Annotated in this window: 24 protein-coding genes, 1 pseudogene and 1 riboswitch; of the genes and pseudogenes, 21 read left to right on the top strand and 4 right to left on the bottom strand. The window is 50.4% G+C overall.

What is annotated here, in order from left to right; translation table 11 throughout:
- Positions 1-75: 75 nt before the first annotated feature.
- The 9 genes from MUG84_RS22820 to rocF all read left to right on the top strand — a co-directional run bounded on the left by MUG84_RS22820 (position 76) and on the right by rocF (position 6720).
- The gene (locus MUG84_RS22820; protein ID WP_244729314.1) at positions 76-465 is read left to right on the top strand and encodes a tautomerase family protein; all 390 of its coding nucleotides are present in this window, start codon (positions 76-78) and stop codon (positions 463-465) included.
- Between the two features lie 54 nt (positions 466-519).
- On the top strand, positions 520-1263 hold the full coding sequence (locus MUG84_RS22815) for an SDR family NAD(P)-dependent oxidoreductase (protein WP_244729312.1): 744 nt from the start codon (positions 520-522) through the stop codon (positions 1261-1263).
- A gap of 284 nt (positions 1264-1547) precedes the next feature.
- Positions 1548-1688: a hypothetical protein gene (locus MUG84_RS22810; protein WP_244729310.1), complete on the top strand. Its 141-nt coding sequence runs from the start codon at positions 1548-1550 to the stop codon at positions 1686-1688.
- Positions 1689-1767: 79 nt separating this feature from the next.
- Entirely contained in the window at positions 1768-2337 is a 570-nt protein-coding gene (locus tag MUG84_RS22805) for a class I SAM-dependent methyltransferase (RefSeq protein ID WP_244729308.1), read from the top strand.
- A 201-nt stretch (positions 2338-2538) separates the two neighbouring features.
- Entirely contained in the window at positions 2539-3129 is a 591-nt protein-coding gene (locus MUG84_RS22800) for a YdeI/OmpD-associated family protein (RefSeq protein ID WP_244729306.1), read from the top strand.
- Between the two features lie 201 nt (positions 3130-3330).
- Positions 3331-3954, top strand: coding sequence for a hypothetical protein (locus tag MUG84_RS22795; protein ID WP_244729304.1), 624 nt, complete (start codon positions 3331-3333; stop codon positions 3952-3954).
- Positions 3955-4088: 134 nt separating this feature from the next.
- On the top strand, positions 4089-4415 hold the full coding sequence (locus tag MUG84_RS22790) for a thioredoxin family protein (RefSeq protein ID WP_244729301.1): 327 nt from the start codon (positions 4089-4091) through the stop codon (positions 4413-4415).
- Between the two features lie 193 nt (positions 4416-4608).
- Positions 4609-5814 (top strand): ornithine--oxo-acid transaminase, encoded by a 1206-nt coding sequence (locus MUG84_RS22785; protein ID WP_244729299.1) that lies wholly within the window; start codon positions 4609-4611, stop codon positions 5812-5814.
- A gap of 6 nt (positions 5815-5820) precedes the next feature.
- Positions 5821-6720 (top strand): arginase, encoded by a 900-nt coding sequence (gene rocF / locus MUG84_RS22780; protein WP_244729297.1) that lies wholly within the window; start codon positions 5821-5823, stop codon positions 6718-6720.
- A 71-nt stretch (positions 6721-6791) separates the two neighbouring features.
- On the opposite strand, the gene MUG84_RS22775 is transcribed toward rocF, so the two are convergent.
- Positions 6792-7241, bottom strand: coding sequence for a MarR family winged helix-turn-helix transcriptional regulator (locus MUG84_RS22775; RefSeq protein ID WP_244729294.1), 450 nt, complete (start codon positions 7239-7241; stop codon positions 6792-6794).
- 512 nt (positions 7242-7753) lie between these two features.
- Here MUG84_RS22775 and MUG84_RS22770 point away from each other — a divergent pair.
- From MUG84_RS22770 to MUG84_RS22740, 8 genes and pseudogenes are all read left to right on the top strand, one after another.
- Positions 7754-8383, top strand: coding sequence for a TetR/AcrR family transcriptional regulator (locus MUG84_RS22770; protein WP_244729292.1), 630 nt, complete (start codon positions 7754-7756; stop codon positions 8381-8383).
- Between the two features lie 119 nt (positions 8384-8502).
- Positions 8503-9102 carry a permease gene (locus tag MUG84_RS22765; RefSeq protein WP_244729290.1) on the top strand — a complete coding sequence of 200 codons (600 nt, stop codon included), beginning with the start codon at positions 8503-8505 and terminating at the stop codon, positions 9100-9102.
- Positions 9103-9231: 129 nt separating this feature from the next.
- On the top strand, positions 9232-10524 hold the full coding sequence (locus MUG84_RS22760; protein WP_244729288.1) for a homocysteine synthase: 1293 nt from the start codon (positions 9232-9234) through the stop codon (positions 10522-10524).
- Positions 10525-10702: 178 nt separating this feature from the next.
- Positions 10703-11908, top strand: coding sequence for a hypothetical protein (locus tag MUG84_RS22755; protein ID WP_244729286.1), 1206 nt, complete (start codon positions 10703-10705; stop codon positions 11906-11908).
- 342 nt (positions 11909-12250) lie between these two features.
- Positions 12251-14221, top strand: a complete 1971-nt coding sequence (locus MUG84_RS22750; RefSeq protein ID WP_425313269.1) for a heavy metal translocating P-type ATPase — start codon at positions 12251-12253, stop codon at positions 14219-14221.
- Between the two features lie 55 nt (positions 14222-14276).
- A pseudogene (locus MUG84_RS27695) lies at positions 14277-14361 on the top strand (transposase); the annotation flags it as partial.
- Between the two features lie 230 nt (positions 14362-14591).
- On the top strand, positions 14592-15533 hold the full coding sequence (gene trxB / locus MUG84_RS22745) for a thioredoxin-disulfide reductase (protein ID WP_244729284.1): 942 nt from the start codon (positions 14592-14594) through the stop codon (positions 15531-15533).
- A gap of 66 nt (positions 15534-15599) precedes the next feature.
- The gene (locus MUG84_RS22740) at positions 15600-15836 is read left to right on the top strand and encodes a glutaredoxin family protein (RefSeq protein ID WP_244729282.1); all 237 of its coding nucleotides are present in this window, start codon (positions 15600-15602) and stop codon (positions 15834-15836) included.
- A 169-nt stretch (positions 15837-16005) separates the two neighbouring features.
- On the opposite strand, the gene MUG84_RS22735 is transcribed toward MUG84_RS22740, so the two are convergent.
- A complete protein-coding gene (locus MUG84_RS22735; RefSeq protein ID WP_244729280.1) occupies positions 16006-16209 on the bottom strand; it encodes a hypothetical protein in 204 nt (67 codons plus the stop codon).
- A gap of 209 nt (positions 16210-16418) precedes the next feature.
- On the opposite strand from MUG84_RS22735, the gene MUG84_RS22730 reads away from it, so the two are divergent.
- A complete protein-coding gene (locus tag MUG84_RS22730; protein ID WP_244729278.1) occupies positions 16419-17054 on the top strand; it encodes a bifunctional 4-hydroxy-2-oxoglutarate aldolase/2-dehydro-3-deoxy-phosphogluconate aldolase in 636 nt (211 codons plus the stop codon).
- A gap of 127 nt (positions 17055-17181) precedes the next feature.
- Positions 17182-18324 (top strand): transglutaminase domain-containing protein, encoded by a 1143-nt coding sequence (locus MUG84_RS22725; protein WP_244729276.1) that lies wholly within the window; start codon positions 17182-17184, stop codon positions 18322-18324.
- Between the two features lie 61 nt (positions 18325-18385).
- Here MUG84_RS22725 and MUG84_RS22720 read toward each other — a convergent pair whose 3' ends face one another.
- A complete protein-coding gene (locus MUG84_RS22720) occupies positions 18386-19849 on the bottom strand; it encodes an amino acid permease (RefSeq protein ID WP_244729274.1) in 1464 nt (487 codons plus the stop codon).
- 137 nt (positions 19850-19986) lie between these two features.
- Positions 19987-20186: riboswitch (Lysine riboswitch) on the bottom strand.
- A gap of 190 nt (positions 20187-20376) precedes the next feature.
- On the bottom strand, positions 20377-21513 hold the full coding sequence (locus MUG84_RS22715) for a virulence factor (protein WP_244729272.1): 1137 nt from the start codon (positions 21511-21513) through the stop codon (positions 20377-20379).
- A gap of 309 nt (positions 21514-21822) precedes the next feature.
- Between MUG84_RS22715 and MUG84_RS22710 the strand changes: the two genes are divergently transcribed.
- Together MUG84_RS22710 and MUG84_RS22705 are read left to right on the top strand one after the other, a co-directional pair.
- Positions 21823-23169 (top strand): cytochrome ubiquinol oxidase subunit I, encoded by a 1347-nt coding sequence (locus MUG84_RS22710; RefSeq protein WP_244729270.1) that lies wholly within the window; start codon positions 21823-21825, stop codon positions 23167-23169.
- Positions 23166-24197, top strand: a complete 1032-nt coding sequence (locus MUG84_RS22705) for a cytochrome d ubiquinol oxidase subunit II (protein ID WP_244729268.1) — start codon at positions 23166-23168, stop codon at positions 24195-24197. Before MUG84_RS22710 ends, MUG84_RS22705 begins: the two co-directional genes overlap by 4 nt.
- The last annotated feature ends 3 nt before the right edge of the window (positions 24198-24200 follow it).

The following is a 24200-nucleotide window of genomic DNA, read 5'->3' as shown; positions in this document are numbered from 1 at the left end:
GTTAATTCAATTATACAGATACATAGCGATCCTATACAATAGCATTGTCGTTGAAGAAAAGGGAGGCGCAAGACGATGCCATTTGTACGTATAGATCTGCATGAAGGAAGATCGAAAGAAGAGCTGTCCGTGCTCAGCCGTTCCATTCACCTAGCCATGGTGGAGACCATCGATGTGCCGGAGGACGATTATTTTCAAGCGATCTCCACTCATGCGCCGGGAGAGCTTTTATATGATAGGCAGTACATGAACATCGCAAGATCGGATCAGCAAATTTTTATTCAAATCACCATGAAGCAAGGACGTACCCCCCGAAGAAAGCAGGCGTTATATGCCCGGATCACGGAGCTGCTTCAAGAGAATGCAGGTGTCAGGCCCGAGGATGTCATGATTGTTTTGACTGAAAATACGGGGGAAAACTGGTCGTTTGGCAACGGAATTGCCCAGTTTGCTGTGGAAGAGTGAGCTTATGGACAAGCTTTTTCCAAATTTGATATGAGAAAAGGAGACGATTTTCAGATGGAATTGCGGGATAAGAAAGTGCTGGTAACGGGTGGAGGAACAGGCATAGGCCGGGCGGTATCGCTGGCGCTGGCGGATCGCGGGGCCGTGGTGGCCGTTAATTATTCAAAGTCGGTGAATGAAGCCGAAGAAACGGTACGGATGATTCAAGATCAGGGAGGACACGCGCTTGCCATTCAGGCTGATGTATCCCGTGAGGAAGAGGTACTGGCTATGGTTGATACCCTTGCACGCGAATGGGGAGCCATTGATCTGCTGGTCAACAATGCCAGTGTAACCCGCCATATTCCGATGGATGATCTCGATGCCGTGACGGAGGAGGCTTGGGATGAGCTGTTCCAGATTAATGTCAAAGGCATGTTTTACTGCGCAAGGGCCGTTGCACCTTTTATGAAGAAACAGAAACAGGGAGTGATCGTTAACGTAGGGAGTATTGCCGGAATCACTGGATCAGGCTCGTCGCTGCCTTATGCAGTCTCCAAGGCCGCAGTCCATGGACTTACCCGTTCCCTGGCAAAATCACTCTCGCCCTATATCCGTGTCAACTTCGTTGCCCCTGGAGCGGTGCTGACGAGATGGTGGGAAGGCCGGGAGCAGCAGATGGAGCAGCTTGCGGGTAGTCTTTTGCTGGGTAAGACCGCATTACCTGCGGATATTGCCCATATGATCTGCACCGTGCTGGAGCAGGAGGCTCTGACCGGGCAGATCATCACGGTGGATGCCGGGCAGTCCATGCAATAGATAATCATATTTTTTACAACTCACCGTACCCATTGGTGAATTTTACAACAAGATATTCTTATCACTCTTCCGATCAGGTTCAAACGGCGAAAGTTCAGTTACAATTAAGTATCATGGTATGGTAGGATATCACTGCAGTTACCTTTGTGGATAAGAAAAACGCCTATCGACGTACTCTCACAGAAGACAGACCGCCTTTAGCGGAAGTTTTTCTTGCGATATCAGGATGTGTTTCTTGAAGTTTATACTTTCTGATATCTTAAAAAAGACAGGAGGCATGCGCTATGCAGGAGCTTGTCGGATATTGCCACAGCTGCGGCAAAGCGATCTACTGCGAGAATGGGTTTCTGAACGGAACGGTGCAGGAAGATCAGACGCTTGAATGCTTTGATTGCCAGGAGCAGCATCAGGATTCCATGTCATAACCGGTTGATACCATTTTAGCCGAGACTACAGCCGTAAAAAATCGTCATGCAGCTTATACCGATAAGGAGGAAGAAAACGATGAACGATAAACGTTTTGACCCGGCGCGGATTGCTAGGCTCGATAACCCCGAGCGCAGAAAAAAACTTCCGCCAGAGCAGCTTCTGGATTTGCTCGATTTGACAGGCAGTGAAGATATTCTCGATGTAGGAGCGGGCGGGGGCTATTTTACGTTTCCGGCTGCGGAGAGAACCCGTGGTACCGTATATGCGCTGGACGCCCAGCCCGAAATGCTGGAGCATCTAAAGAGTCGCATGCCGGAGCGGACATCCGGCCGGATTGAGATCATACAGGGCGAAGCGGAGCAAATCCCGATGGAGGATGCGAAAGTAGATGCAGTTATTTGTTCCATGGTGCTTCATGAAGTGGACCCGCTGGAGCAAGGGCTCCGGGAAATCCGGCGCGTTTTGAGGCAAGGCGGCCGTGCACTTTGTATCGAATGGGAGCGTGTTGAAACCGAAAGCGGTCCGCCGCTGAACCACCGGATTGCCTCTGCTGATATGGCGGGCATTCTGGAGGGCATGGGATTTAAAGTACTGAGCCGGCAGCCGTGGACGGAAGCATACTACAGCATCGTTTTTGAAAAATAGATTGTAAACATATATGTGTCGAATCGCTATAGGGAGTCCTACTTGCCGGATCGTGTGCAGGTGGCAGACTCTCTTTTTGCTTATTGTAATTAGAGTTAATCTTGAAGGTGATCAAGTCTATGGATTAAAATGGTAATCTAACAAGTATGAATAGAAGCGGAAATAGATAGAACTGTAAGCAGAGACGGGAGGCGGTTGATAATGAAGAAGACCGATGGACAAGCGGATTGGCCACTGCTATTATGCGAGAATCAGCAGGAATGGGAGGCTTGGCTGGGGCAGAATCATGATCTGTCGAAGGGAGTCAGGCTGCAGATTGCCAAGAAGAATGCGGGATTTGCTTCCGTGAATTATGCCGAAGCGCTGGACAGCGCCCTTTGTTACGGATGGATTGATAGCCGCAAGGAAGCCCTGGATGAGGAGAGCTGGATTCAGCGTTTTGGGCCTCGGGGGAAAAACAGCATCTGGTCGCAGGTGAATCGGGATAAAGTTCAGCGGTTAACGGAGGAAGGCCGAATGAAGCCCGCGGGACTTCTGGCAGTCGAGACCGCCAAGAATAATGGTCGCTGGGAGCAGGCGTATGAACCGCAAAGTCGCAGCACGCTGCCGGAGGATCTGGAGGCCGCTTTTGCCGAGAATCCGAAGGCCAAAGCATTTTATGATACCTTGAACAGTCAAAATAAGTATGCGATCGCGTTCCGGATCAAGAATGCAAAAAAGGCCGAGACGCGTATGAAAAAGGTAAACGAGTTTATCCGTATGCTGGAGAACGGCGAGAAAATCTATCCGTAATCAAGGGCAGATTCCGAAGGAGAGTTTCCGCACGAAGAAGCGGTGCTCTCCTTTTGTGCTTTTATGTTATCAGCATAAAGATAACTTCGGCTGAATAAGCTTCATAGAGCGGAAGGAAACAGTGCCGCAGCTGCAGCGGTAGGTCACGGACAGCGTTCTTGGCGTATATACTGCAGCACCCGGGTGAAAGGGGGCATGGGTATGCTGTTAAATATGAGTATATTGATTGTCTTCATTTATACGGTGTTATGCATCATGTACGTTCAGCTGAACCGTCACATTTTGACGAACATGACAGGTACAGTGGTCGCAATGACAACTGGGCTGATGTCGAATTTGACGATTGGCGTCATCTTGGGCATGCTGTTTGCCCAGAATCTGGTCGTATCCACCGGGATTTCAATCCTTTTTTGCTTCCTGATCGGCTTCCTGGTCGGTAGCCCCCTCGGCCTGCTGGCTGTTGTGGAGGGGATTGGCGGAGGCATCATGGGCGGTGTTCATGGAGCGATGCTAGGGGAGATGATTCCAAAGCGGCAATGGGATGTCATGCTGTTCATGATGGACGCGATGTTTATCGCGGTAACCGCGCTGGTGATCTACCTGATCCATGACCGCAAGCATCGGGAGGGGGAACCGGCCCAGCCTGTGCCTGTGAGTGCAGTGAAGGAAACCAAGAACTTTCTGCCAACAGCACCTGTACGAACTTCCTTTTGGATGATATATATTGTTCTTCCCGTCGTCATCTTGTGCGTCGCCGCCTGGCTGGGACACAGTCCTTTCGCAGAGGAGCCGCCATCCTCCGGTCATGAAATGCATTCCATGTGACCCTTTTGCAAACCAAGTCATAAACGGCTAAAATAAGGTAACGGTTCGGGTGTGATAAAAATCATTGCACAATTTCCGGAATCCAAGCTTCTGTAGGAAGCCGCCAAATGACGCAGGTAAAGGGGATAGCAGAGATGGAACGTATTCAAACGGAAAAACAATATGAGGATTTGATCAACCGCGACGGGCTGACCGTTATTAAATATGACGCTTCCTGGTGCCCGGACTGCAAGACGCTGGACAAATTTCTGCCGGACATGATGACGAAGCATCCAGATAAAGAGTTTTATGCCATGGATGTGGAGCAGTTCGAGGATATCACCAGCAAGAATGATGTGCGCGGCATTCCGAGCCTTCTGGTTTTCAAAAACGGTGAAAAGCTAGCTCATTTGCACAGCAAGTTTGCGAAAACACCGGCAGAGATTTCAGAGTACCTGGAGACGCTGGAATCCAAAAAATAAAGCATGGGCGGGTTAAAGCCCGCTTCACGGCGCTTATCTTAAGTAAAAAGCACCGATTTTCTTCTTGCGGCAGGCAAAAGGAAAGCGGTGCTTTTTGTCGTGTCCAATGTACAAAATTTCACAAATCATGAAATCGGCAGTTCGCCAATAAGATAGGAACAGGCGAAAAGATTACATGATAGGATGTGCAGCCATGGCCACAACAGAGCAAGTCCTGCATATGATGGACCATTACAGTGCAAGGAACTATCTTCCGCTGCCAATTGTTATTGAAAAGGCGGAAGGGGTGTGGGTCGAGGATACGGGGGGGCGCCGCTATCTCGATATGCTGAGCGCATACTCCGCGCTCAATCACGGTCACCGTCACCCGAAAATCATTCAAGCGCTGAAAGAGCAGGCGGACAAAGTGACGCTTGTCTCAAGAGCTTTTCATAGCGAGGCGCTGGCCCGGTTTGTGAAAAGACTAGCCGAATTTGTCGGGAAAGACAAAATTCTCGCGATGAACACGGGAGCAGAGGCAGTGGAAACTGCGCTCAAAATGGCTAGACGCTGGGCCTACCGGGTCAAAGGGGTGAAGGAAGACCGGGCGCAGATTATTGTCTGTAACGGCAATTTCCATGGACGTACGTTAACCATTACCTCTTTTTCAACAGAGGAGGCTTACAAACAGGATTTCGGACCGTTTACCCCGGGGTTCCTAACAATTCCGTATGGAGATCTGGATGCGCTACGGGCGGCGATTACGCCGGATACGGCTGCTTTTCTGGTGGAACCGGTGCAGGGGGAAGCGGGGATTATCGTGCCTCCGCCGCAATTTTTATCCGAGGCATATGAGCTATGCCGCCAGCAGCGCGTGCTGTTTATTGCCGATGAGATCCAGACGGGCTTCGGGCGTACGGGCCAGAAGTTTGCCTGTGACTGGGAGACCGTGGTGCCGGATGTATATATTCTGGGCAAAGCGCTCGGGGGCGGGGTGATGCCGATATCTGCAGTCGCCGCGGATGAGGAGATTATGAACGTTTTTGAGCCGGGCTCGCATGGCTCGACCTTCGGTGGCAATCCGCTGGCTTGTGCCGTATCGCTGGCGGCACTGGATGTTCTGGAGGAAGAACGGCTGATAGAGCGGTCTGAGGAGCTCGGCCGATATTTTATGAAACGGCTTACATCCATCAAACATCCGGATATCGTATCCATCCGCGGGCGCGGCCTGCTGATCGGAATTCATCTGTCCGTGCCCGCTAGGCCGTACTGCGAAGCTCTGGCTAGGATCGGACTGCTATGTAAAGAAACGCATGAGACGACCATTCGACTGGCGCCTCCTCTGGTCATTACGGAAGATGAGCTGGATTTCGCTCTGAGCCGGATTGAAGAGGTATTTGCCGGTCAAGGGGGGGATTGAACAAGGATGGATAAGCAATCCATTTCCATCATCCGGGTGCCGTTCGGGCTTGGCGCAGGCCGGCCTGGAAGCGAGAATGGTCCTGATAGCGTCATGAAATTCGGACTTGTGAAAAAGCTGCAGAGCCTGGGGTATGACGTGGAGGCAGATCAATGCATCCGGCTGCCGGACGGCATCCAATCGCCCACAGGCTCCAAAATGAAGCATGTCCAGGAGGTTTTGGCCGTTTCCGGGCTTCTCGGAGAGGCTGTCGGGAAGACGGTTGCGGCAGGGCATATTCCGCTTGTTCTAGGCGGAGATCACAGCATTGCAATGGGATCGCTGGCTGGATTGATGCGCCATTATAGCAATATGGGCGTCATCTGGGTCGATGCGCATTCCGATTTGAACACGGAAACGACGAGTCCTTCGGGCAATATGCACGGCATTTCGCTTGCGGTTGGCCTGGGGCTCTCACATATCAAACTGCGAGAGATCGCTGAGGGCGCAGTCCCCTTGAAGCCGGAAAACTGCGTCATTATCGGGGCTCGTGATCTGGACCGCGACGAGAAGGCGATGATCCGATCCTGCGGCCTGACCTGCTTCACCATGCATGAGATTGACCGGCTCGGCATCGAGAAAGTGGTTCAGGAGGCGCTTCGCATCGCCGGAAATGGTACGGACGGCGTGCATCTGAGCTTTGATATTGACAGCGTCGATCCTATCGAAGCCCCGGGGACAGGGACACCCGTCCGCGGCGGACTCAGCTACCGCGAGGCTCATCTTACCTTGGAGCTCATGAGCGAATGGGGGCGGATTACTTCTGCCGATTTTGTAGAGGTGAACCCGCTCCTTGACCGCAACAATCAGACATCGAAGTTGGCTGTGGAGCTAATCGGGTCCTTGTTCGGCAGCCGGATCCTGTAACTGTAATGTGAAAAACACCATTGTTGTCCGCCCTTACGGCTGACTCCAATGGTGTTTTTTTCGCGCCTGGCTTATTTGCGGCTATTTCGCTGATATTCGATCAGCTCAGCAAGCTGGCGAATGGTTTCGAGCAGCTCGTCCGACTCTTCTTTTGTAAAATGATCCACGGTTTCGACAATGCGCTCCGAGCTTATATCAGACAACTGTTTCAGAACGTTCGAACCTTTGGCCGTGAGGGTAATGTTCACGTATCGCCGGTCCTTATCGGAGCGGGTGCGTTCAATCAGCTCCTCCTGCACCAGCTTGTCGTAGATTTGCGTAATAGCGCTTGTCGTTAAACCAGTTACCTTGACGATATCCGCACCCCGCTGGCTGCCATGACTTTGCAAGTATTGCAGAATAAATGCTTCGGTGGTGCTTAGCTTCATATGCCGGACAATGCCAGTGTAGTCAATAAGGCGAGGCAGCCTGTCCATTAGTTCACAGTATCGGTTAGCTAATTCTTTAGATGATGAATGCAAGCCAGATCACCCTCCTGCATATAACGGAATATTGGTTCATGTGAATGTAAATTGTTAATCTTTTTAACAGCTTAATATAGTGTCATCGTAGTTGGTAGACCAATGAACGTCAATAATATAATAGTATACGAAAAAGGGGCAATTTCGTTGCGGAACAGGGCGAAATACCTTATTGCGGCTTGCTGTGTGAGTACATCGCTTGACAACCTTAGGATAAAAACGATATGCTTTTCCATGTACTTATGAAAGGTAAGCGGCTTATATAAAATAAGCTTTTACTTATCAAACGATAGAATTATGCAATGCGTAATTCGACATCGGCAACTCTCTCAATACTCTCAGGGTTCTTTTTTTATGGCAGCCGCTTTTAGCGGCTGTTTTTTTTGCGATTTACAAAATCAGGATAAAAAGGTATTGACGATTAAATAACCATTGGTTATATTATAGTCATCATTAAAAATAACCATTGGTTATTTGTTGCAAGCATGTAAGGAAAGGAATGCTGACTTGAAATGCCGAGAAAAAAACATGTCCGTTCAGAAGACACCAAACGCGATATTCTGGCCGCTGCCGGTGAGCTGTTTACTACTAAGGGGTACGATGCCGTAACCATGCGTGAGATTGCCACCAAGGCCGGCTGTTCCCACACGACGATATACATTTACTTTGAGGATAAGGAAGCGCTGCTGAATGAGCTTTCCATGCCTTCACTTCTTGAACTGAAACAGACGATCAGGGAGCTGATGCGGGTCCAAGAGGAGCCGGAGCATGTTTTAAAGCGGATCAGCCTGCTGTTTATCCGTTTTTGTCTGCTGAACCGGAATATGTACCGGATCTTTTTCGAGGTCAAATCGGTACGGGTGGATGAAACTGAGCCGGAAATGGAGATTAACCAGATTCGGATTCAGCTGTTTGCTGAGCTCATGCAAGCCGTCAGAGATTGCACTGGATTGAAGGAAGGGAGTGAGCGGCTGCTGGCTTGTACGCGCATTTATTTTTACATGCTGCATGGTATTGTCGGGACCTATCAATATTCTGCAGAAACGGCAGACGAGTTAATGCAGCGGTTGTCAGACACTTTTAATGAATCGTTTGATGTTCTGCTGCTCGGCTTCCGGGAGAAAAATCAATCGGATCAATGAGATTCGAAGAGGAGGATGCTCCACATGAGCTTTATCGTGCTGGTGATTGTATTCACGGTAGTGTGTGGCTGGCTCGATTCGAGAATTCCGCCGTACAGCCGTAAGGAGGTCGAATAAAGATGTTTGCAGGACATTTTGGACTCGCCGCAGCCGTAAAATCGAGACAATCCGAGACGCCGCTTTGGGCGTTGATGCTTGGCACGCAGCTGCTGGATGTTATTTTTGTACCCCTGCTCCTGAATGGAGTGGAAACAATAGTCCCTGTTGGGGAAGGGGGATACGGAGGATCGGTTATTCATGCCGATTATACACATTCCTTGGTTGGTGCCCTACTCATTGCCATCCTTGCTGGTATTGCGTCCTGGAAACTCTGGGGCAAACGCAGTGCGGCTGTGATGAGCGCTGTTGTCTTCAGCCACTGGCTGCTTGATTTGCTGGTACACCGTAGTGATCTGCCGATATTGCCGGGGAATCTGGGACATCTTCCGCTGCTCGGATTCGGACTATGGCGCTGGCCTTTGATCAGCATGCTGCTGGAGATTCTTCTTATCGCTGCTGGTGCGATCATGTACTATCAATCATTGCGGTCACGAGTGAAGAAGGCCCCGGGTAGCAAGGCAGGAGGAATTTCCCTTGAGTCCCGTGCCTTGTGGTCGGGGGTGTTTATGGCGGGGATGCTGGTGCTGTCATTGGTTTCTGATATTTTGGGAATAGGATGATTCTATAATTCTTAGTAATTTAATGCGAATTATCATTTTTTACCTTTTCAAACGCTGGGAAGTATGAGAAAATATGAAAAAAATCGCGCTAGACAACTATTTTCCATGCAGAAAAGGGAGGATTTATCCATGTCCAACGAACGTCCATTATCTTTTGAAACCTTAGCCGTACATGCGGGCCAAGAGATTGACCCAACGACGCTTTCCCGTGCGGTACCGCTCTATCAAACCACTTCGTATGGCTTCAAAGACAGCGATCATGCAGCCAATTTGTTTGCCCTGAAGGAATTCGGCAATATCTATACACGAATCATGAACCCGACAACCGATGTATTCGAGCAGCGTGTGGCTGCGCTGGAAGGCGGGGTTGGCGCTCTGGCGACCTCTTCAGGACAGGCGGCAATCACCTTTTCCGTACTGAATATCGCTGGTGCGGGTGACGAGATCGTATCTTCCTCTACGCTTTACGGCGGTACCTACAATCTGTTCTCTACCACACTTGCAAAGCTTGGCATTAAGGTACATTTTGTCGATGCAAGCGACCCGGAAAACTTCCGCGCGGCGATTAACGACAAGACCAAAGCGCTGTTCGCTGAGACGATCGGCAATCCGAAGGGAGATGTGCTGGACATCGAGGCCGTTGCGAACATCGCCCATGAGAACGGTATTCCGCTCATTTTGGATAATACCTTCCCGAGCCCATACTTACTGCGTCCGATCGAGCATGGTGCGGATGTGGTCGTTCACTCGGCAACCAAATTCATTGGTGGTCATGGCACTTCTATCGGCGGCATCATTGTGGACAGCGGCAAATTCGACTGGGCGGCAAATGGCAAGTTCCCGGGACTGACGGAGCCGGATCCAAGCTACCATGGCGTCGTGTATACGGAAGCGGTCGGACCGCTGGCTTATATCATCAAAGCACGCGTACAACTGCTCCGCGACTTGGGCGCGACGATTTCACCGTTCAACTCATGGATGCTGCTGCAGGGTCTTGAGACATTGCATCTGCGCATGGAGCGTCACAGCCAGAATGCCCTTAAAGTGGCGCAATTCCTGGAAAACCACGATGCGGTGGAATGGGTCAGCTACTCGGGACTTCCAAGCCATCCTTCCTACGATCTGGCACAAAAGTATTTGCCAAAGGGGCAGGGCGCCATCATGACGTTTGGCATTAAAGGCGGCAAGGAAGCAGGACGCAAGGTTATTGAGAATGTGAAGCTGTTCTCCCATCTTGCAAACGTGGGCGACTCCAAGTCGCTGATCATTCACCCGGCTAGCACAACGCACCAGCAGCTGTCCGAAGAGGAGCAGATTGCAGCGGGCATTAATCCGGAAATGCTGCGCTTGTCCATCGGCACCGAAGCCATCGACGATATTTTATATGATCTGGAACAGGCGATCACAGCCAGCCAGCAATAACATAGAACCACGAAGAGGCCGCTCAATTGAGCGGTTTCTTTCTTTTTAGTCAAGAGAAAACGGCCGTTCGAGCATGCAATTGCTGTATATTTCTCGCCAGGAGCTAATATTCTGTAAGGTAGGGTCCGCTGCAAAAACGGATCTCATATTTCCGGGAAAAGAGGGTGGACGGCCAAAAATGAAAAGTGATCGGTGTCAGAACAACTGCTGCCAAAGCGGCTCCTGCTCTATGTCTTCTTTTGTGGAAAAGTTGTATCCGGTGAACAAGCCGGATGACAGGATGTCCCTGAAGGACGGGGAGCAGGCGCGGGCATGCTCCTTGCCGGAAATCGCTTCGATTGTGGAGCTGTCCTTGATTGGTTCCATGACCAAAGAGGAAGCTATTCTTGCAGCCGACCCGTATTCGATCGGTGCCATTTTACGGGAATCCAAGCTTATCCCTAGAGATGCCTTGGATGATCCCGGTAAGCCGGAGCGACTACTGGAATGGAGCGATGAATCGCGCAGTCTGAAGATTTTTGCTGAAGATCTGGCTTACCCTCTGGAACAAGCACACCGCATGACCGGGCTGGCTGGATTGATGCTCCTTCAAGAGGAGAACTGGCTTGGCAGCGGCCATTTAAAAGAAATCTTTGAAGAATGGGCTTTGCAGTATGCACCGGATCGCTTTGGCACTCAGCTTCATCCCAGCATCGTATTAAGGGAGCGCCTGTTGTATCGGTGGAAAGGGCATATAGAAACCATGCTTCACCATCTTGGTGATGGAGATCTAAGTGTAGCCTTGGTATCCGGTGTTGACATGATGAAGGAACATCCCCGGGAAGCGGCTTGTCTTGCAGACCTTCGGGATATTCAGCTGGAAGCGTTATTTCGGGCCTCGCTTGCTTGTTATCGTCAGGGAATGGAGCACAAGCTCGAAATTCTTATTCCTTATCCGGCAGATATGGAAGAGTGGACTCATATGCATGAACTGATTGAGAGGGTGGCTGAAGAAACGTTATGCCATCAGCGCCGTACGGTAACTTACAGCATTGGGGCAGTGATTGGAATGGAATCCGGTTTGGAACTCGCTGCGGATTTGGCTAAGTGCGCAGATTTGCTCGTATTAGACTGCAGCGGAGTCGGTCATTCAGATCACCCTTGGTCGCAGGAGAAGCTCGAAAACTTAAGGGCACTGGTAGGGCGTATACGAAGAGTCAGCCCACATATTCCTTTACGTGCATCGAGTCTGCAGAATGTGGCAGATCTGGCGGCATTGTGTCAGATCGGTGTGCGTGAGATCAGCAGTTCACCTGGTGTCATACCTTCATTCCGTTTGGCAGCGGCGCAGTGGGAACTGCGGGAAGCGGCGAATTTAGAACATCGATATTCTTGTGAAGGGTAGCAACATTTACATATACCGGAACTAGAGAGCTGCGTTTAATCTGTAGCTTTCGCGCTTGAGTACCTGAATATGGGGGATGCACAGCAGTGCATTTTTCGTATTCAGGTTTTTTTGCGTTTAGGGGGAAAATTCGTTTACTTTTTCCACAGACGCGCATATAATGAAAATGAAGAAAAGTTGCACTTAGGAAAAACAATTGGACTAGTGCAAAAATGATTATCATTCTCAATTGGACATTAACCCGTCCTTCATTAAAACATGCTGCTCCGGCTGGTCTGGAGCAGCATGAACTGTTTTAAGGGTAGTAATAATGCTTTTCATTCTCAATTGGGGAAGGTGGATATGATGGGAAATATACAAGAATTCACGGCTACAAATGTAAAAGAAGGCTCTCTTTCCGGCAGCGAAAAGAAGCCTAATCCTCGCCGCAAAAGACGGATGGATCTCCGGAGCATGCTGCGGAATTCCGAGATGCAGGCTGCCATACTGAGCGGGGTACTCATGCTTGGGGGCTTTGCGGTAGGTTATGTTTCTGAAGTTATTTCGGTCATATTGTATATTTTGTCTTATGCGGCCGGAGGCTGGCTTAAAGCCAAAGAGGGAGTAGAGACCCTCATCAAGGAGCGGGAGCTGGATGTGAACCTGCTCATGGTTGCCGCTGCGCTTGGAGCTGCCAGCATTGGCTATTGGAATGAAGGGGCTATGCTGATCTTTATCTTTGCGCTGAGCGGTGCGCTTGAAAGCTACACGATGGAACGGAGCAAAAAGGATATCTCCTCTTTGATGGCGCTGAAGCCAGAGCTTGCTCTTCGGATTGAAGACGGCAAAATGGTGCAGGTGTCCATTGATGAATTGAAGGTACACGATCTGATTCTGGTCAAACCTGGTGAACTCATCCCAGCGGATGGTGTGATTCAAAAAGGGGATTCGGCAGTGAATCAATCCTCGATCACAGGTGAATCAGTTCCCGTGGATAAAACCCCGGGTGACGAAGTGTTTACCGGTACGCTGAACGGGGAAGGTGTCTTGTATATCGAAGTAACGCAATCATCCGATGCGACGGTGTTTGCCAAAATCATTCGTTTGGTGGAAGAAGCCGAGAATGAGGTACCCCAGTCGGAGCGCTTCATGAAGCGTTTTGAAGGGATCTACGCCCGAATCGTCGTTGCCGTCACTTTGATCATTATCTTTGCTGTTCCATTTGTCTTTGGCTGGAGCTTCAGCGACTCGTTCTATAAAGCGATGGTTTTTCTGGTTGTGGCATCCCCATGTGCCCTCGTTGCCTCCATTATGCCTGCGTTGCTGTCCGCGATCTCGAACCGGGCACGACACGGTATCCTTTTTAAAGGCGGAGCCCATATGGAAAACATGGCGCTGACCTCCGTCGTTGCATTTGACAAAACAGGCACCCTTACAGCCGGTGAGCCGCAGGTGACGGATCTGATCGCTGCGGAAGGCTATAACCGCAATGAGCTGCTAGCCGTGATCGCTTCTGTGGAACAGATGTCGGAGCATCCTTTGGCAAAGGCCATTGTCAGAAAAGCGGAGAAAGAGAAGCTGGGGCTGCTGCCTGCAGAGTCGGTGACTTCGGTTACCGGCTGGGGGATGGAAGGAATGGTCGGTGGGAAACAGTGGCGGATCGGTAAGACTGACGTGCTGGACCGGATGGAAAATGATCAAGAGTCAGCCTATTGGAAGCAGCAGCGCAGCTTGCTGGGCGCAGAAGGAAAAACGGTCTCCGTCATCATGGATGGAGATCAGATAGCAGGGCTGATTGCCCTACAGGATGTGGTGCGTCCTCAGGCCGCCGCTGCGATCCGGAAGCTTCATTCCATCGGCGTGAAGGTCGCCATGCTGACCGGTGACCGTAGTGAAACGGCTCAGGTTATCGGCCGGCAAATCGGCGTGGATATGATCTACTCTGATTTGCTGCCTGAAGAAAAGGTCCAATATGTAAAAAGTCTTCGCGATGAATACGGTCATGTTGTGATGGTTGGCGACGGGGTGAATGACGCCCCTGCGCTTGCTACGGCAACCGTCGGCATGGGTATGGGCATGAGCGGCAGTGGTACGGCGCTCGAGGTTGCGGATGTCGTGCTCATGAACGACAACATTGAAGAAATTGCCGGTACGATCCAGATTGCACGCCGTGCACGCCGGATCATCAAGCAGAACATGGTGTTTGCAATCACCGTTATTCTTCTGCTGATGACTAGTAACTTTGTGGCGGGGATTGCCCTTCCACTCGGAGTCGTTGGTCATGAAGGCAGCACGATTCTTGTCATTCTGAACGCCTTGCGTTTATTAAGATAACGAAGCTATTTCAATTTAAGGAACTTCCAGGCTGTTTGCCCGGGAGTTTCTTTTCCATGATCGAGACCATGTTCACATCATGTTCAAGACTCACCTGAAAACAGAGCTAACCAAGCTAATTAAATGCTTATAAGTCTGCAAAAGTCTGCTCTGTTCCCAAGAAGCTCCGACTTCAATCGTTAAGTTATGTCGGGGATCGTTCACTTGTTAACAATATACCACCCAATGTATACTTGTTCTATTGACATAAGCATATGTTTGTATGATAATAATTATCAAATAATAATTATTATAAATTAAAGTGAACCTGGCAAACGTCCGGCTTATGCGGGCTTTCTTTCCGGGCACTGGGAGCTTGGAGGTAAATCTTATGTATAAATCCGTAATTATTGGTACTGGACCTGCGGGACTGACTGCAGCCATCTATCTGGCGCGTGCCAACTTGAACCCGCTCATTATCGAGGGGCCGCAGCCTGGAGGACAGCTTACCACAACTACAGAAGTAGAGAATTTTCCGGGTTTTCCCGAAGGTATTATGGGACCCGAATTGATGGATAATATGCGAAAGCAGGCTGAACGCTTTGGCGCCGAATTCCGTACAGGCTGGGTAAACAGCGTGGAGCTCGGCGGCCGTCCGTTCAAACTGGACGTGGAAGGAATTGGTCGAATTGAGACCGAGACCTTGATCATTTCGACTGGTGCAACGGCCAAATATCTCGGTATTCCAGGAGAACAGGAGAATGTCGGACGCGGGGTCAGCACCTGTGCAACCTGTGATGGATTCTTCTTCCGCGGCAAAGAAATCGTGGTCGTTGGCGGCGGCGATTCGGCGCTTGAGGAAGCAGGCTTCCTGACTCGTTTTGCATCCAAGGTGACCTTGGTTCACCGCCGTGCCGAACTGCGCGGCTCGAAAATCATGCAGGACCGCGTACGCAGCAACGAGAAGGTCGAGTGGGCACTGAACCGTACGCCAGTCGAGGTTGTTGCTGACGACCGCGGCGTGAAAGGTTTGAAAGTGCTGAACAACGAAACCGGCGAGGAAGAGTTGATCGAAGCCAGCGGCGTATTCGTGGCGATCGGACATCATCCGAACACAGGTTTCTTGGGTGGACAGATCACGACCGATTCAAACGGATATATCATGGTTCAGCCCGGAACGTCTGAAACCAATATTCCAGGCGTCTTCGCTTGCGGCGACGTGCAGGATACCCGTTACAGACAAGCCATTACAGCTGCAGGCAGCGGATGTATGGCAGCAATGGACTGCGAAAAGTACATTGAGAGCCTGGAGCATCACGCAGCCGTTATTTAAGCATCTGAATGATTTATATTAAGTCTTTGAATGATTTATATCATGAACAACGAGGTGAAGTCACACATGGAAAAAGTGATCGTATATACAAGCACCAACTGTCCGCATTGCCGTCAGGTTAAAGGTTATTTGGCCGAGAAGGGCGTCGAATACGAAGAGCGTAATATCGAACAAAGCGATGAATTCGCCCAGCAGGTATGGGATATGGGCATGCGTGCGGTTCCGGTTACCGTGATCGGCGAGCACCGTATTCTGGGTATGAACAAGCTTCAATTCGAGAAGTACCTGAACGAAGAAGCGTAAGATAAGTAGAAGCCGTGGCATAGCCCCGGCTTAAATCAAAAGGCAGCGTCTCTAAGACACTGCCTTTTTTGTCTAGCAGAATTTATAATTCCCGGGGCCCCCACAAAGTACCTGAATCAGCTTTCGAAGCAAAGTCCCCACTTTGTGGGGTTATTTTGCGTTCGATTACTCAAAACAATAGATTCATACTAACCTTGTATACCAGGTAAACGACAAAGCCTGTACCGATCAGCAGGAACCCTGACTTTTTCTTACCTTGGAAAAACCGTAGAATCGCCAAACTGAAGAGGGGGGCGATGACGATCAGAAATAACAGTACAGTAATGAACATCTCTGTCGATATATTGGTAGTATCCACGTAAGTCACGGACATTCGCTCCATTTCATAGATATGGATATGACTAAAATCACAAGCAATATACCCATTATACCGAAATATAACAGAAAATTCCGTACAAAAAGCTGAAAAAATGTTGCGATTTTACGTCCAAAACCTTAAGGATATTTCGTAAACGATGGAAGGGAAAAGGATGCGTATATGCGAATTATTCTAATAGAGAGATGAGATTCAGGAGGGGTTATATGAAACTGACACATGAACTGCTAAATTCCCGGCTGGTAGCGATCCTGAGAGGAATTACGCGTGAAGAGGCCCGGGCTGCCGGAGCCGGACTCGCAGCGGGCGGCGTTAGGCTGATGGAAGTGACGATGAATACAGCAGGTGCGCTGGATATTATCCAAGATTGGCGTTCGGCTTACGATGGACAGGCCTATGTAGGAGCCGGTACGGTGCTCAATATGAAAATGGCTCAAGAGGCGGTATCCGCTGGCGCCCAGTTTTTGATTTCTCCTAATGTGGATTTGAAGGTCATTCATTATGCGCTCGAGCAGGGGATTGATATTTGGCCGGGTGCCATGACACCGACTGAGATTGCGGCCGCATTTTATGCCGGAGCCGAGGTCGTAAAGCTTTTCCCAATGGCCAGTCTGGGGCTGGGATACTTGCGGGAAATCCGTGGACCGCTGAACCATATTCCACTTATTGCGACCGGAGGGGTGACGCTTTCGAATATTGCGGAATATTTTGAAGCGGGTGCGAGCGCTGTCGGTATTGGCAGCTCGCTTTTGCCGAAGGACGCCCTGGCTGCGGGAAATATTGAAGGAATCGCCGAATGTGCAGGCCGTTTTGTACAGGCTGCAGTAAAATCGAATTTTTAAGGAGTGAATTTACGTACAAAGTCATATATGCGGAGTGGCAGGAATAGAGTCAATTCGAAGGGCTAAAAATGCGGCTGCATGAATCACAAGCAAACAATGCCTATAAGTAAAGAAGGGAGGGTGCTGTATGAGATGGAAGCGCAGATCGGTTGCCAAAGTTGTATTAACCGGTTCGCTCCTCGCAGCGGTGTTACCCCCTGGTATTGATTGGGAATTGGTGTATGCTTCTACGACATCCAGCGCAAATGTGGTCCATTCCGACCAGGAACTTCAGAGAACGCTTCTAAGTGCCATGAACCAGCGTTTAAGCCAGGTCCAGTTTGTATATCAAGGCAAGACCAATCAGCTGAAGGGGCAGCTGAAGAACGCGTTGGAGCAGGCGCTTGAAAGTGACCCATACATGAATTACACCATTGAGAGCTATGGCTACTCGTACAGCGGAAATACGAAATCGGCGAATGTGAGCGTCCAATTGGGCTACAGGGAAACGGTGGCACAGACGGCGTACGTCTCCCGGCGTGTGGAGAGTATTCTGGGGAGCATCATCAAGCCGGGGATGAACGACCATGAGAAGATTAAAGCGATTCATGACTGGGTCGTGCTCCATTTGAAATATGACGAGACGCTGCAGAAATATACGGCTTACGACGGCCTGAGTTCTGGCAGTACCGTGTGTCAAGGCTACTCCCTTTTGACCTATAAAATGCTGAAGGAAGCTGGTATCACAAGCCGGATTGTGGAAGGAACGGCCGCTCCGCGCGATACCGGAATCAGCCAGCTTCACGCATGGAATCTGGTGCTCCTAGATAACAAGTGGTATCATCTCGACACGACTTGGGACGACCCGGCTCCGGACAAGGCGGGTGAAATCGGCATTGGTTATTATCTGCGCACCGATGCGCAGATCAGGAAGGACCACAGCTGGACGAAAAGCTATCCGGCGGCGAACACGCTCTATCGGGACACATTGAAGAAATTAATTAAACAAAACGACAGCCATCAGAGCTACTATAAAAAACTGGAGCGGGAACTTGAATATCAGCTGTATGAGCCGGGCGAAATCGTCAATTCAAGCTCCCAGCTCAGAACCAAGGTACGAGCGGTCATCAAGCAGGGAGGCCATTCCTTGCTGCTTCGTTATTCCGCCGGCCATGAGAATTTGATGGATGATCTGCAGGACTTGTACCGGCTTGGCGTCAGTTCCATTTCATATGTGGAGAACGAGCTGGATGAGACGGATGATCTGCGGGTATACGTCACTTGGAAATAGAAATATAGAAAGGTCCCTTCCGGACTGCATCAAGCAGCCGGAAGGGACCTTTCTATATATGTCAGCGGTTATGACGTTCAGAGGTGGTCAAGTCACATTGCTCGAGCGGAATCAGCTTGCTTCCTTTGGTCCACTTGTATCCGAGCCAGATCACAATAAAGAGCGGAACACTGATGTAGGATACGAGCATGCCGTACCAGTCGATGCTTGAGCCAGTGAATGCTGCGGTATTTTGCCCAAATATAGCGATCATGCACAAAATAAAGGCTAAGATCGGGCCAAACGGGAACCATTTGGCACGGTAAGGCAGTTCATCAAGCGAATGTCCCTGGGCGATAAAAGCGCGGCGGAACCGGTAATGACAAATCGCGATACCAAGCCAGTTGATAAAGCCGCACATCCCGGAAGCATTCAGCAGCCAGTTATATACGATTCCGTCTCCGAAAAAGGAGGAGAGGAAAGCCAGCATGCCGACCATCGTCGTCAAGAGCAAAGCGTTGACCGGAACGCCGCGGCTGTTCAGCTTGCCGAAAATCTTCGGAGCCATCCCATCCTTAGCCATAGCATAGAGCACGCGGGTGGAGGAATACATGCCGGAGTTGCCTGCAGACAGAACCGAGCTCAAGATGACGGCATTCATGACGGAAGCTGCGAAGGCCAGTCCGGCCTTTTGGAATACGAGCGTAAACGGACTGACGCCGATATTGTTCAAATCCGATTTGAGCAGGTTCGGACTGGTATAAGGGATCAGAAATCCGATGACGATAATCGAGAAAATATAGAAAATCAAAATCCGCCAGAACACCTGCCGGATGGCGCGCGGCACGTTTTTCCGCGGGTTTTCGCTTTCGCCTGCAGCGACACCGATCAGCTCGGTACCCTGAAAGGAGAAGCCTGCGGCCATGAATACACCGATAAAGGCGAAGAATCCGCCATGGAACGAACTGCCGCCGAGATTGAAATTGCTGAATCCGACCGGTTCGCCGCCGAGGATCCCGAAGATCATCAGGACACCCACGACTAGGAAAACGATGACGGTGATGATTTTAATGATGGAAAACCAGTATTCAGATTCCCCGTAGCCTTTGGCGGAGAGAACGTTAAGGCCAAACATCAATGCCAGAAACAAAAAGCTCCACAGGAAAGAAGGTGAATCCGGTAGCCAATATTTGATAATGACGGTGGCGGCGGAGAGCTCGGCAGCAATCGTGATTGCCCAGTTGTACCAGAAGTTCCATCCGACCGCAAAGCCGAAGGCTGGACTGACAAACCGGCTGCCGTAGGTGCTGAAGGAGCCGGAATCAGGCATATACGTTGCCATTTCTCCAAGACTGGTCATCAGAAAATATACCATGAGTCCGATCGTGGCATAAGCCAGAATGGCTCCGCCTGGACCCGATGTGGCTATCGCGCTTCCGCTGGCAAGAAAAAGCCCGGTACCGATGGAGCCGCCGAGGGCAATCATCGTCATATGGCGGGCTTTCAGACTCTTCCGCAGCGTATTTGCTGGTGTTTTATTGCTCATAACTTATAAACTTCCCTTCTGAATGATTTCAAATAATTGCATATCATGGAAGGGGACTGCCAGTAAAAAGGCCCGCAGGTATGGAGTTACCTGCGGGCCTAATATATAAAACCTCTGGTTTCCGCATCCGTGCATCCATGAAAGATAGCTCATCACGGCTGGCAGGGCATCAGATGCCATGGGCCGCGACAGTTCTGTCCCTTTCGGGAACAGCCCCAGCATGCGGATCTTAAGGCTGATCCGTACACTTCGGCGAAAGCGCCTTTTACTGCAAGTCATAGGCGGCTCTTACGCCTCCCTGCAGCTACTTATCGCTTTCGCAACCTCTACCTCACCTTTGCAGGATGAGGTTATCTTTGAATATTTATTCGTTTTTTTTAGATATCAGAAAGTATAAACTTCAAGAAATGCATCCTGATATCGCAACAAAAACTACCGCTAGATGCGGTCTGTCTTATAGTAAAACAATACCGGACTAATGACAATGGATATATTTAGGAGCCATTCTCCAGAACCGGATGCCGGGATCAGGATTGGTTGCGCTTGGCCATCTGCTGCCAAACGGTGCCCGCTGCCTGTTCGCCGGATTCAATACGCTCAAGCGCCATCCGTGCCTGAAGGCTGACCTCAAACTCTGGATCATTGACGGCTTCCTCGAGCGCATCTCTTGCGTCTTCCGTTCCGACCTCGTAGAGGAACCGGGCGGCGCGCCAGCGGACAATTTTGCTGCTGTCCTTAAGCAAAGCCTGCATCGAAGGCGTAGCAGCTGGATCGCCGATATCCGATAGGGTATCTCCGGCTGTGCGGCGTACGGTAGGCGAGCTGTCCTTCAGTGCCTCGTACAGCAGTTCCATCGCTTCAGGCGTGCGCAGATCCCCAAGATAGACAACGGCGAGCCGGCGCGTTTGCATCTTCTCATCATGAAGCGCCTTGCTGAGGATTGGAAGATGCTCTTCTACAGGCGTCATACGGTCCAGCGCAGCATAACGTACGCGCCAGTCCACACTGTTCATGGCCTCCTTGAGTTCTTCGAGACTTAGCTCCCGGCGCTCCTCCTCGAATTCCTCGCTGCTTGCCCCATGGGCAATCGCCTGGGAGATGACCTGCTTCAGGCGTTCCTCCGGAAAAGCCGCCTCCAGCTCCTGCTCAACCTCTTTGGCGATCTCTTGAAGCTCTCCGTAACGGACGCCATAATCCTTCAGCTTGCGTTCCTTGATCATCGTCGCCGCGGCAACTTCCATAACGGCTTCCGTGAAGCGCTGGGAAAGCGCCATCCGTTCCTCCTGCGATCCGGACTTCACGCGGATCTGCATCGGAATGCCGCGGAAGAACTGGACCAGCACCTCGGCTTCACCGAAATGCTCGGCCGCACCAGCTTCATCCTCAGTCAGGGCGTTTTGCATGCCCTCCTGACCGAATCGCTCCTGCACCTCGCCCAGAATCACCGACCAGTCAGCATTACCCTTACGTTCTAGAGCCACGAAATCCAGCGTATGGAATACGCTTTTCACCCCTTCGATATGAAGCATTTCCCGAATCCAAGAGGGAGCGGACCGCTCATTGTCGAGTGTATATGTTTTACGGATACCTGGCTCCAGGCTTTCATCGAGATGAAGCTTCATGGAGTTCGGACTCGGCGTTGGTTCTATGAATTTAATTTTCATGAAAAGAAACCTCCTTATCATTAAGGTATTACCTCATTATAGTGTACCTTACTTTAGGTCTAAACCAAAAACTCTTTGGATATGAAAAGGATTTTTAAGCCAAACTGATTACGAGCGTGCAAGGAGCGTTCATCTTTGTCCATGACCAGGAGGTTTCTATAATGTTCAAAAAGCAGGAGAACCTTCTGGTGATTGTTTGTATCATCGTTGCTGCAGTATGTCTTTACGGCTCTATCAAAGGTTTTATGCGATATATGGATTATTTCGGTTAGGGGTACGCCGCAATCTACTGAAGGAGCTGATAAACGAATGACTTCACTCGATCCCGTTATGCTGAGCCGGTTATTGACCGGTCTTACACTGTTCGTACATATTGTTTTTGCTTCGCTGGGGGTCGGCATTCCGGTTATGATCGCACTGGCGGAATGGAGGGGCATCCGCACCAATGATCCGCATTATATGCTCATGGCCCGGCGCTGGGCCCGGGGTTTTGTGATTACCGTGGCCGTGGGCGTCGTGACAGGCACCTCCATCGGACTTCAGCTAAGTCTCCTTTGGCCGACTTTTATGCGGGTAGCGGGACAGGCCATTGCACTGCCACTGTTCATGGAGACATTCGCTTTTTTCGTTGAGGCCATATTTCTGGGCATTTATTTATATACTTGGGACCGGTTCAAAAACAAAATAACGCATCTGCTGCTGCTGATTCCGGTCGCGCTCGGGTCATCGGCATCCGCGATGTTTATCACCATGGTCAATTCTTTTATGAACGCGCCCCGGGGATTTACGCTGTCGAATGGTGTTCTGACGAATATTGATCCCATAGCCGCGATGCTGAACACAGCCGCACCGACCAAGGTATCTCATGTGCTGGTAGCTTCTTACACGCTGTGCGCGGGTGTTCTTGCCGGCATTGCGGCCATCAGCATTCTGCGCGGACAAAAGCATATTTATTTCAAAAAAGCCTTAAAGCTGACGGTTATATCGACCTTCGTGTTTGCGGTGGATACCGCGATTCTTGGGGACTCTTCAGGTAAATATCTGGCCAAATACCAGCCAGAGAAGCTGGCTGCGGGAGAGTGGCATTTTGAAACCCAGCCTTATGCGACTCTGGTGTACGGCGGTGTGCTGGATGAGAACAACGAGGTGCGGTACGGTCTAAAAATCCCTTATGCACTCAGCATTCTGGCCGGCAATGCACCGAACACGGAGGTCATCGGGCTGAATGATTTTCCGGTGGATGAGCGGCCACCGCTGTCGATCCATTATTACTTTGACCTCATGGTAACGCTTGGTGGAATCCTCGTTGTGATACCGCTGCTTTATATGTTCCGCAAGCGGCTGCCTGGCAAGAAGCCTTATCCGAGATGGCTGCTGATCGGAATCGTGGCGCTGGGTCCGCTAGCTTTGACGGCGATTGAGGTGGGCTGGATGTTTGCAGAGGTCGGTCGCCAGCCGTGGATGATGCGCGGGGTTATGAAGGTGGCCGAAGCCGCGACAACTTCGAATTATGTGGGCTGGATGCTGGTGCTGTTCATCATTTTGTACCTGGCATTGTGCTTCTCCTGTGTTAAGGTGCTGAGCAAGCTTTTCCAGAGCAATGATGCTGTTGAAGAAATGAGAGCGCTGGGAATGGAAGGGGCTGAGCCGAAGTGAGCTATGAACTCGTGGGGATCACCGCGCTGTGGATCTTTTTATTTGGATATATTATCGTGGCTTCGATTGACTTCGGCGCAGGCTTCTTCAGCTTCTACAGTGTGGCGCTCGGGCATGGAAACAAGGTACATGACATCATTCAGCGTTACCTTTCGCCGGTATGGGAGGTCACAAACGTTTTTCTCGTGTTCTTTTATGTTGGGCTGATCGGATTTTTTCCGGATGCGGCTTTTTATTATGGTACGGCATTGCTTGTTCCTGGCAGTCTGGTGATTATACTGCTGGCTATACGCGGAGTGTATTATGCTTTTAACACTTACGGCAGCAGCAAGGAGAACAATAAAGTGTACATGGCTTTATACGGGGCCACAGGCATTCTGATTCCGGCTGCGCTGTCGACCGTACTTGCGATTTCGGAGGGAGGGATCATTATGGTCCTCGAAGGCAAGGTGGTCATTAGCTGGTACGATTTTTTCACTAATCCTTATACATGGTCCGTTATTCTGCTGGCGCTTGTCAGTGTTCTGTATATCTCCGCGATGTTTTTGAGCTTTTATGCGAAGAAGAGCCGGGATGAAGGTGCGTTTGAAATTTTGCGCGGATATGCTCTCATTTGGAGCGGTCCGACGATCGCTGCCTCGCTGCTGGCATTTTTTGAGATCAACCGGCAAAACCCGGAGCATTTTCAGCGGATGCTGGATCTGGCCTGGATGTTCGTGGCATCGTTCCTCTGCTTCCTGATTGCTGTGTATTTGGTATGGAGGAAAAAGTATCTGGGCTGGTCCTTTTTGCTCGTCATGCTGCAGTTTGCGTTTGCCTGGTTCGGTTATGGAAGCTCCCATTTGCCTTACGTGCTGTACAAGCAGATCAACATTTACGAAAGCTTCACGAATGATGCGATGGCAATTGCGCTCATTACGGCTTTTATACTGGGGCTGATTGTGCTTGTCCCGTCTCTGGTATTAATCATGCGCCTCTTTCTATTCGATGCCAAGTACGTCCGGGGCAGCTCTGCCAAGAAAGGGTGAGGA

This window comes from Paenibacillus mangrovi, from assembly GCF_022898935.1.
GTDB classification, from domain to species: Bacteria; Bacillota; Bacilli; order Paenibacillales; family Paenibacillaceae; genus Paenibacillus_AQ; species Paenibacillus_AQ mangrovi.
The sequence above is the reverse complement of the archived record's forward strand: the minus strand, read 5'-3'. Positions and strand labels throughout refer to the sequence as shown.

Excerpts from the sequence above, each read along its gene's own strand:
- MUG84_RS22815 (WP_244729312.1), top strand. The coding sequence starts at position 520 with ATGGAATTGCGGGATAAGAAAGTGCTGGTAACGGGTGGAGGAACAGGC.
- MUG84_RS22785 (WP_244729299.1), top strand. The coding sequence starts at position 4,609 with ATGGCCACAACAGAGCAAGTCCTGCATATGATGGACCATTACAGTGCA.
- MUG84_RS22720 (WP_244729274.1), bottom strand. The coding sequence starts at position 19,849 with ATGAGCAATAAAACACCAGCAAATACGCTGCGGAAGAGTCTGAAAGCC.
- MUG84_RS22725 (WP_244729276.1), top strand. The coding sequence starts at position 17,182 with ATGAGATGGAAGCGCAGATCGGTTGCCAAAGTTGTATTAACCGGTTCG.
- MUG84_RS22715 (WP_244729272.1), bottom strand. The coding sequence starts at position 21,513 with ATGAAAATTAAATTCATAGAACCAACGCCGAGTCCGAACTCCATGAAG.
- MUG84_RS22805 (WP_244729308.1), top strand. The coding sequence starts at position 1,768 with ATGAACGATAAACGTTTTGACCCGGCGCGGATTGCTAGGCTCGATAAC.
- MUG84_RS22755 (WP_244729286.1), top strand. The coding sequence starts at position 10,703 with ATGAAAAGTGATCGGTGTCAGAACAACTGCTGCCAAAGCGGCTCCTGC.
- MUG84_RS22820 (WP_244729314.1), top strand. The coding sequence starts at position 76 with ATGCCATTTGTACGTATAGATCTGCATGAAGGAAGATCGAAAGAAGAG.
- MUG84_RS22735 (WP_244729280.1), bottom strand. The coding sequence starts at position 16,209 with ATGTCCGTGACTTACGTGGATACTACCAATATATCGACAGAGATGTTC.
- MUG84_RS22730 (WP_244729278.1), top strand. The coding sequence starts at position 16,419 with ATGAAACTGACACATGAACTGCTAAATTCCCGGCTGGTAGCGATCCTG.
- trxB (WP_244729284.1), top strand. The coding sequence starts at position 14,592 with ATGTATAAATCCGTAATTATTGGTACTGGACCTGCGGGACTGACTGCA.
- MUG84_RS22790 (WP_244729301.1), top strand. The coding sequence starts at position 4,089 with ATGGAACGTATTCAAACGGAAAAACAATATGAGGATTTGATCAACCGC.
- MUG84_RS22795 (WP_244729304.1), top strand. The coding sequence starts at position 3,331 with ATGCTGTTAAATATGAGTATATTGATTGTCTTCATTTATACGGTGTTA.
- MUG84_RS22770 (WP_244729292.1), top strand. The coding sequence starts at position 7,754 with ATGCCGAGAAAAAAACATGTCCGTTCAGAAGACACCAAACGCGATATT.
- MUG84_RS22765 (WP_244729290.1), top strand. The coding sequence starts at position 8,503 with ATGTTTGCAGGACATTTTGGACTCGCCGCAGCCGTAAAATCGAGACAA.
- MUG84_RS22740 (WP_244729282.1), top strand. The coding sequence starts at position 15,600 with ATGGAAAAAGTGATCGTATATACAAGCACCAACTGTCCGCATTGCCGT.
- MUG84_RS22810 (WP_244729310.1), top strand. The coding sequence starts at position 1,548 with ATGCAGGAGCTTGTCGGATATTGCCACAGCTGCGGCAAAGCGATCTAC.
- MUG84_RS22750 (WP_425313269.1), top strand. The coding sequence starts at position 12,251 with ATGATGGGAAATATACAAGAATTCACGGCTACAAATGTAAAAGAAGGC.
- MUG84_RS22800 (WP_244729306.1), top strand. The coding sequence starts at position 2,539 with ATGAAGAAGACCGATGGACAAGCGGATTGGCCACTGCTATTATGCGAG.
- MUG84_RS22710 (WP_244729270.1), top strand. The coding sequence starts at position 21,823 with ATGACTTCACTCGATCCCGTTATGCTGAGCCGGTTATTGACCGGTCTT.
- rocF (WP_244729297.1), top strand. The coding sequence starts at position 5,821 with ATGGATAAGCAATCCATTTCCATCATCCGGGTGCCGTTCGGGCTTGGC.
- MUG84_RS22760 (WP_244729288.1), top strand. The coding sequence starts at position 9,232 with ATGTCCAACGAACGTCCATTATCTTTTGAAACCTTAGCCGTACATGCG.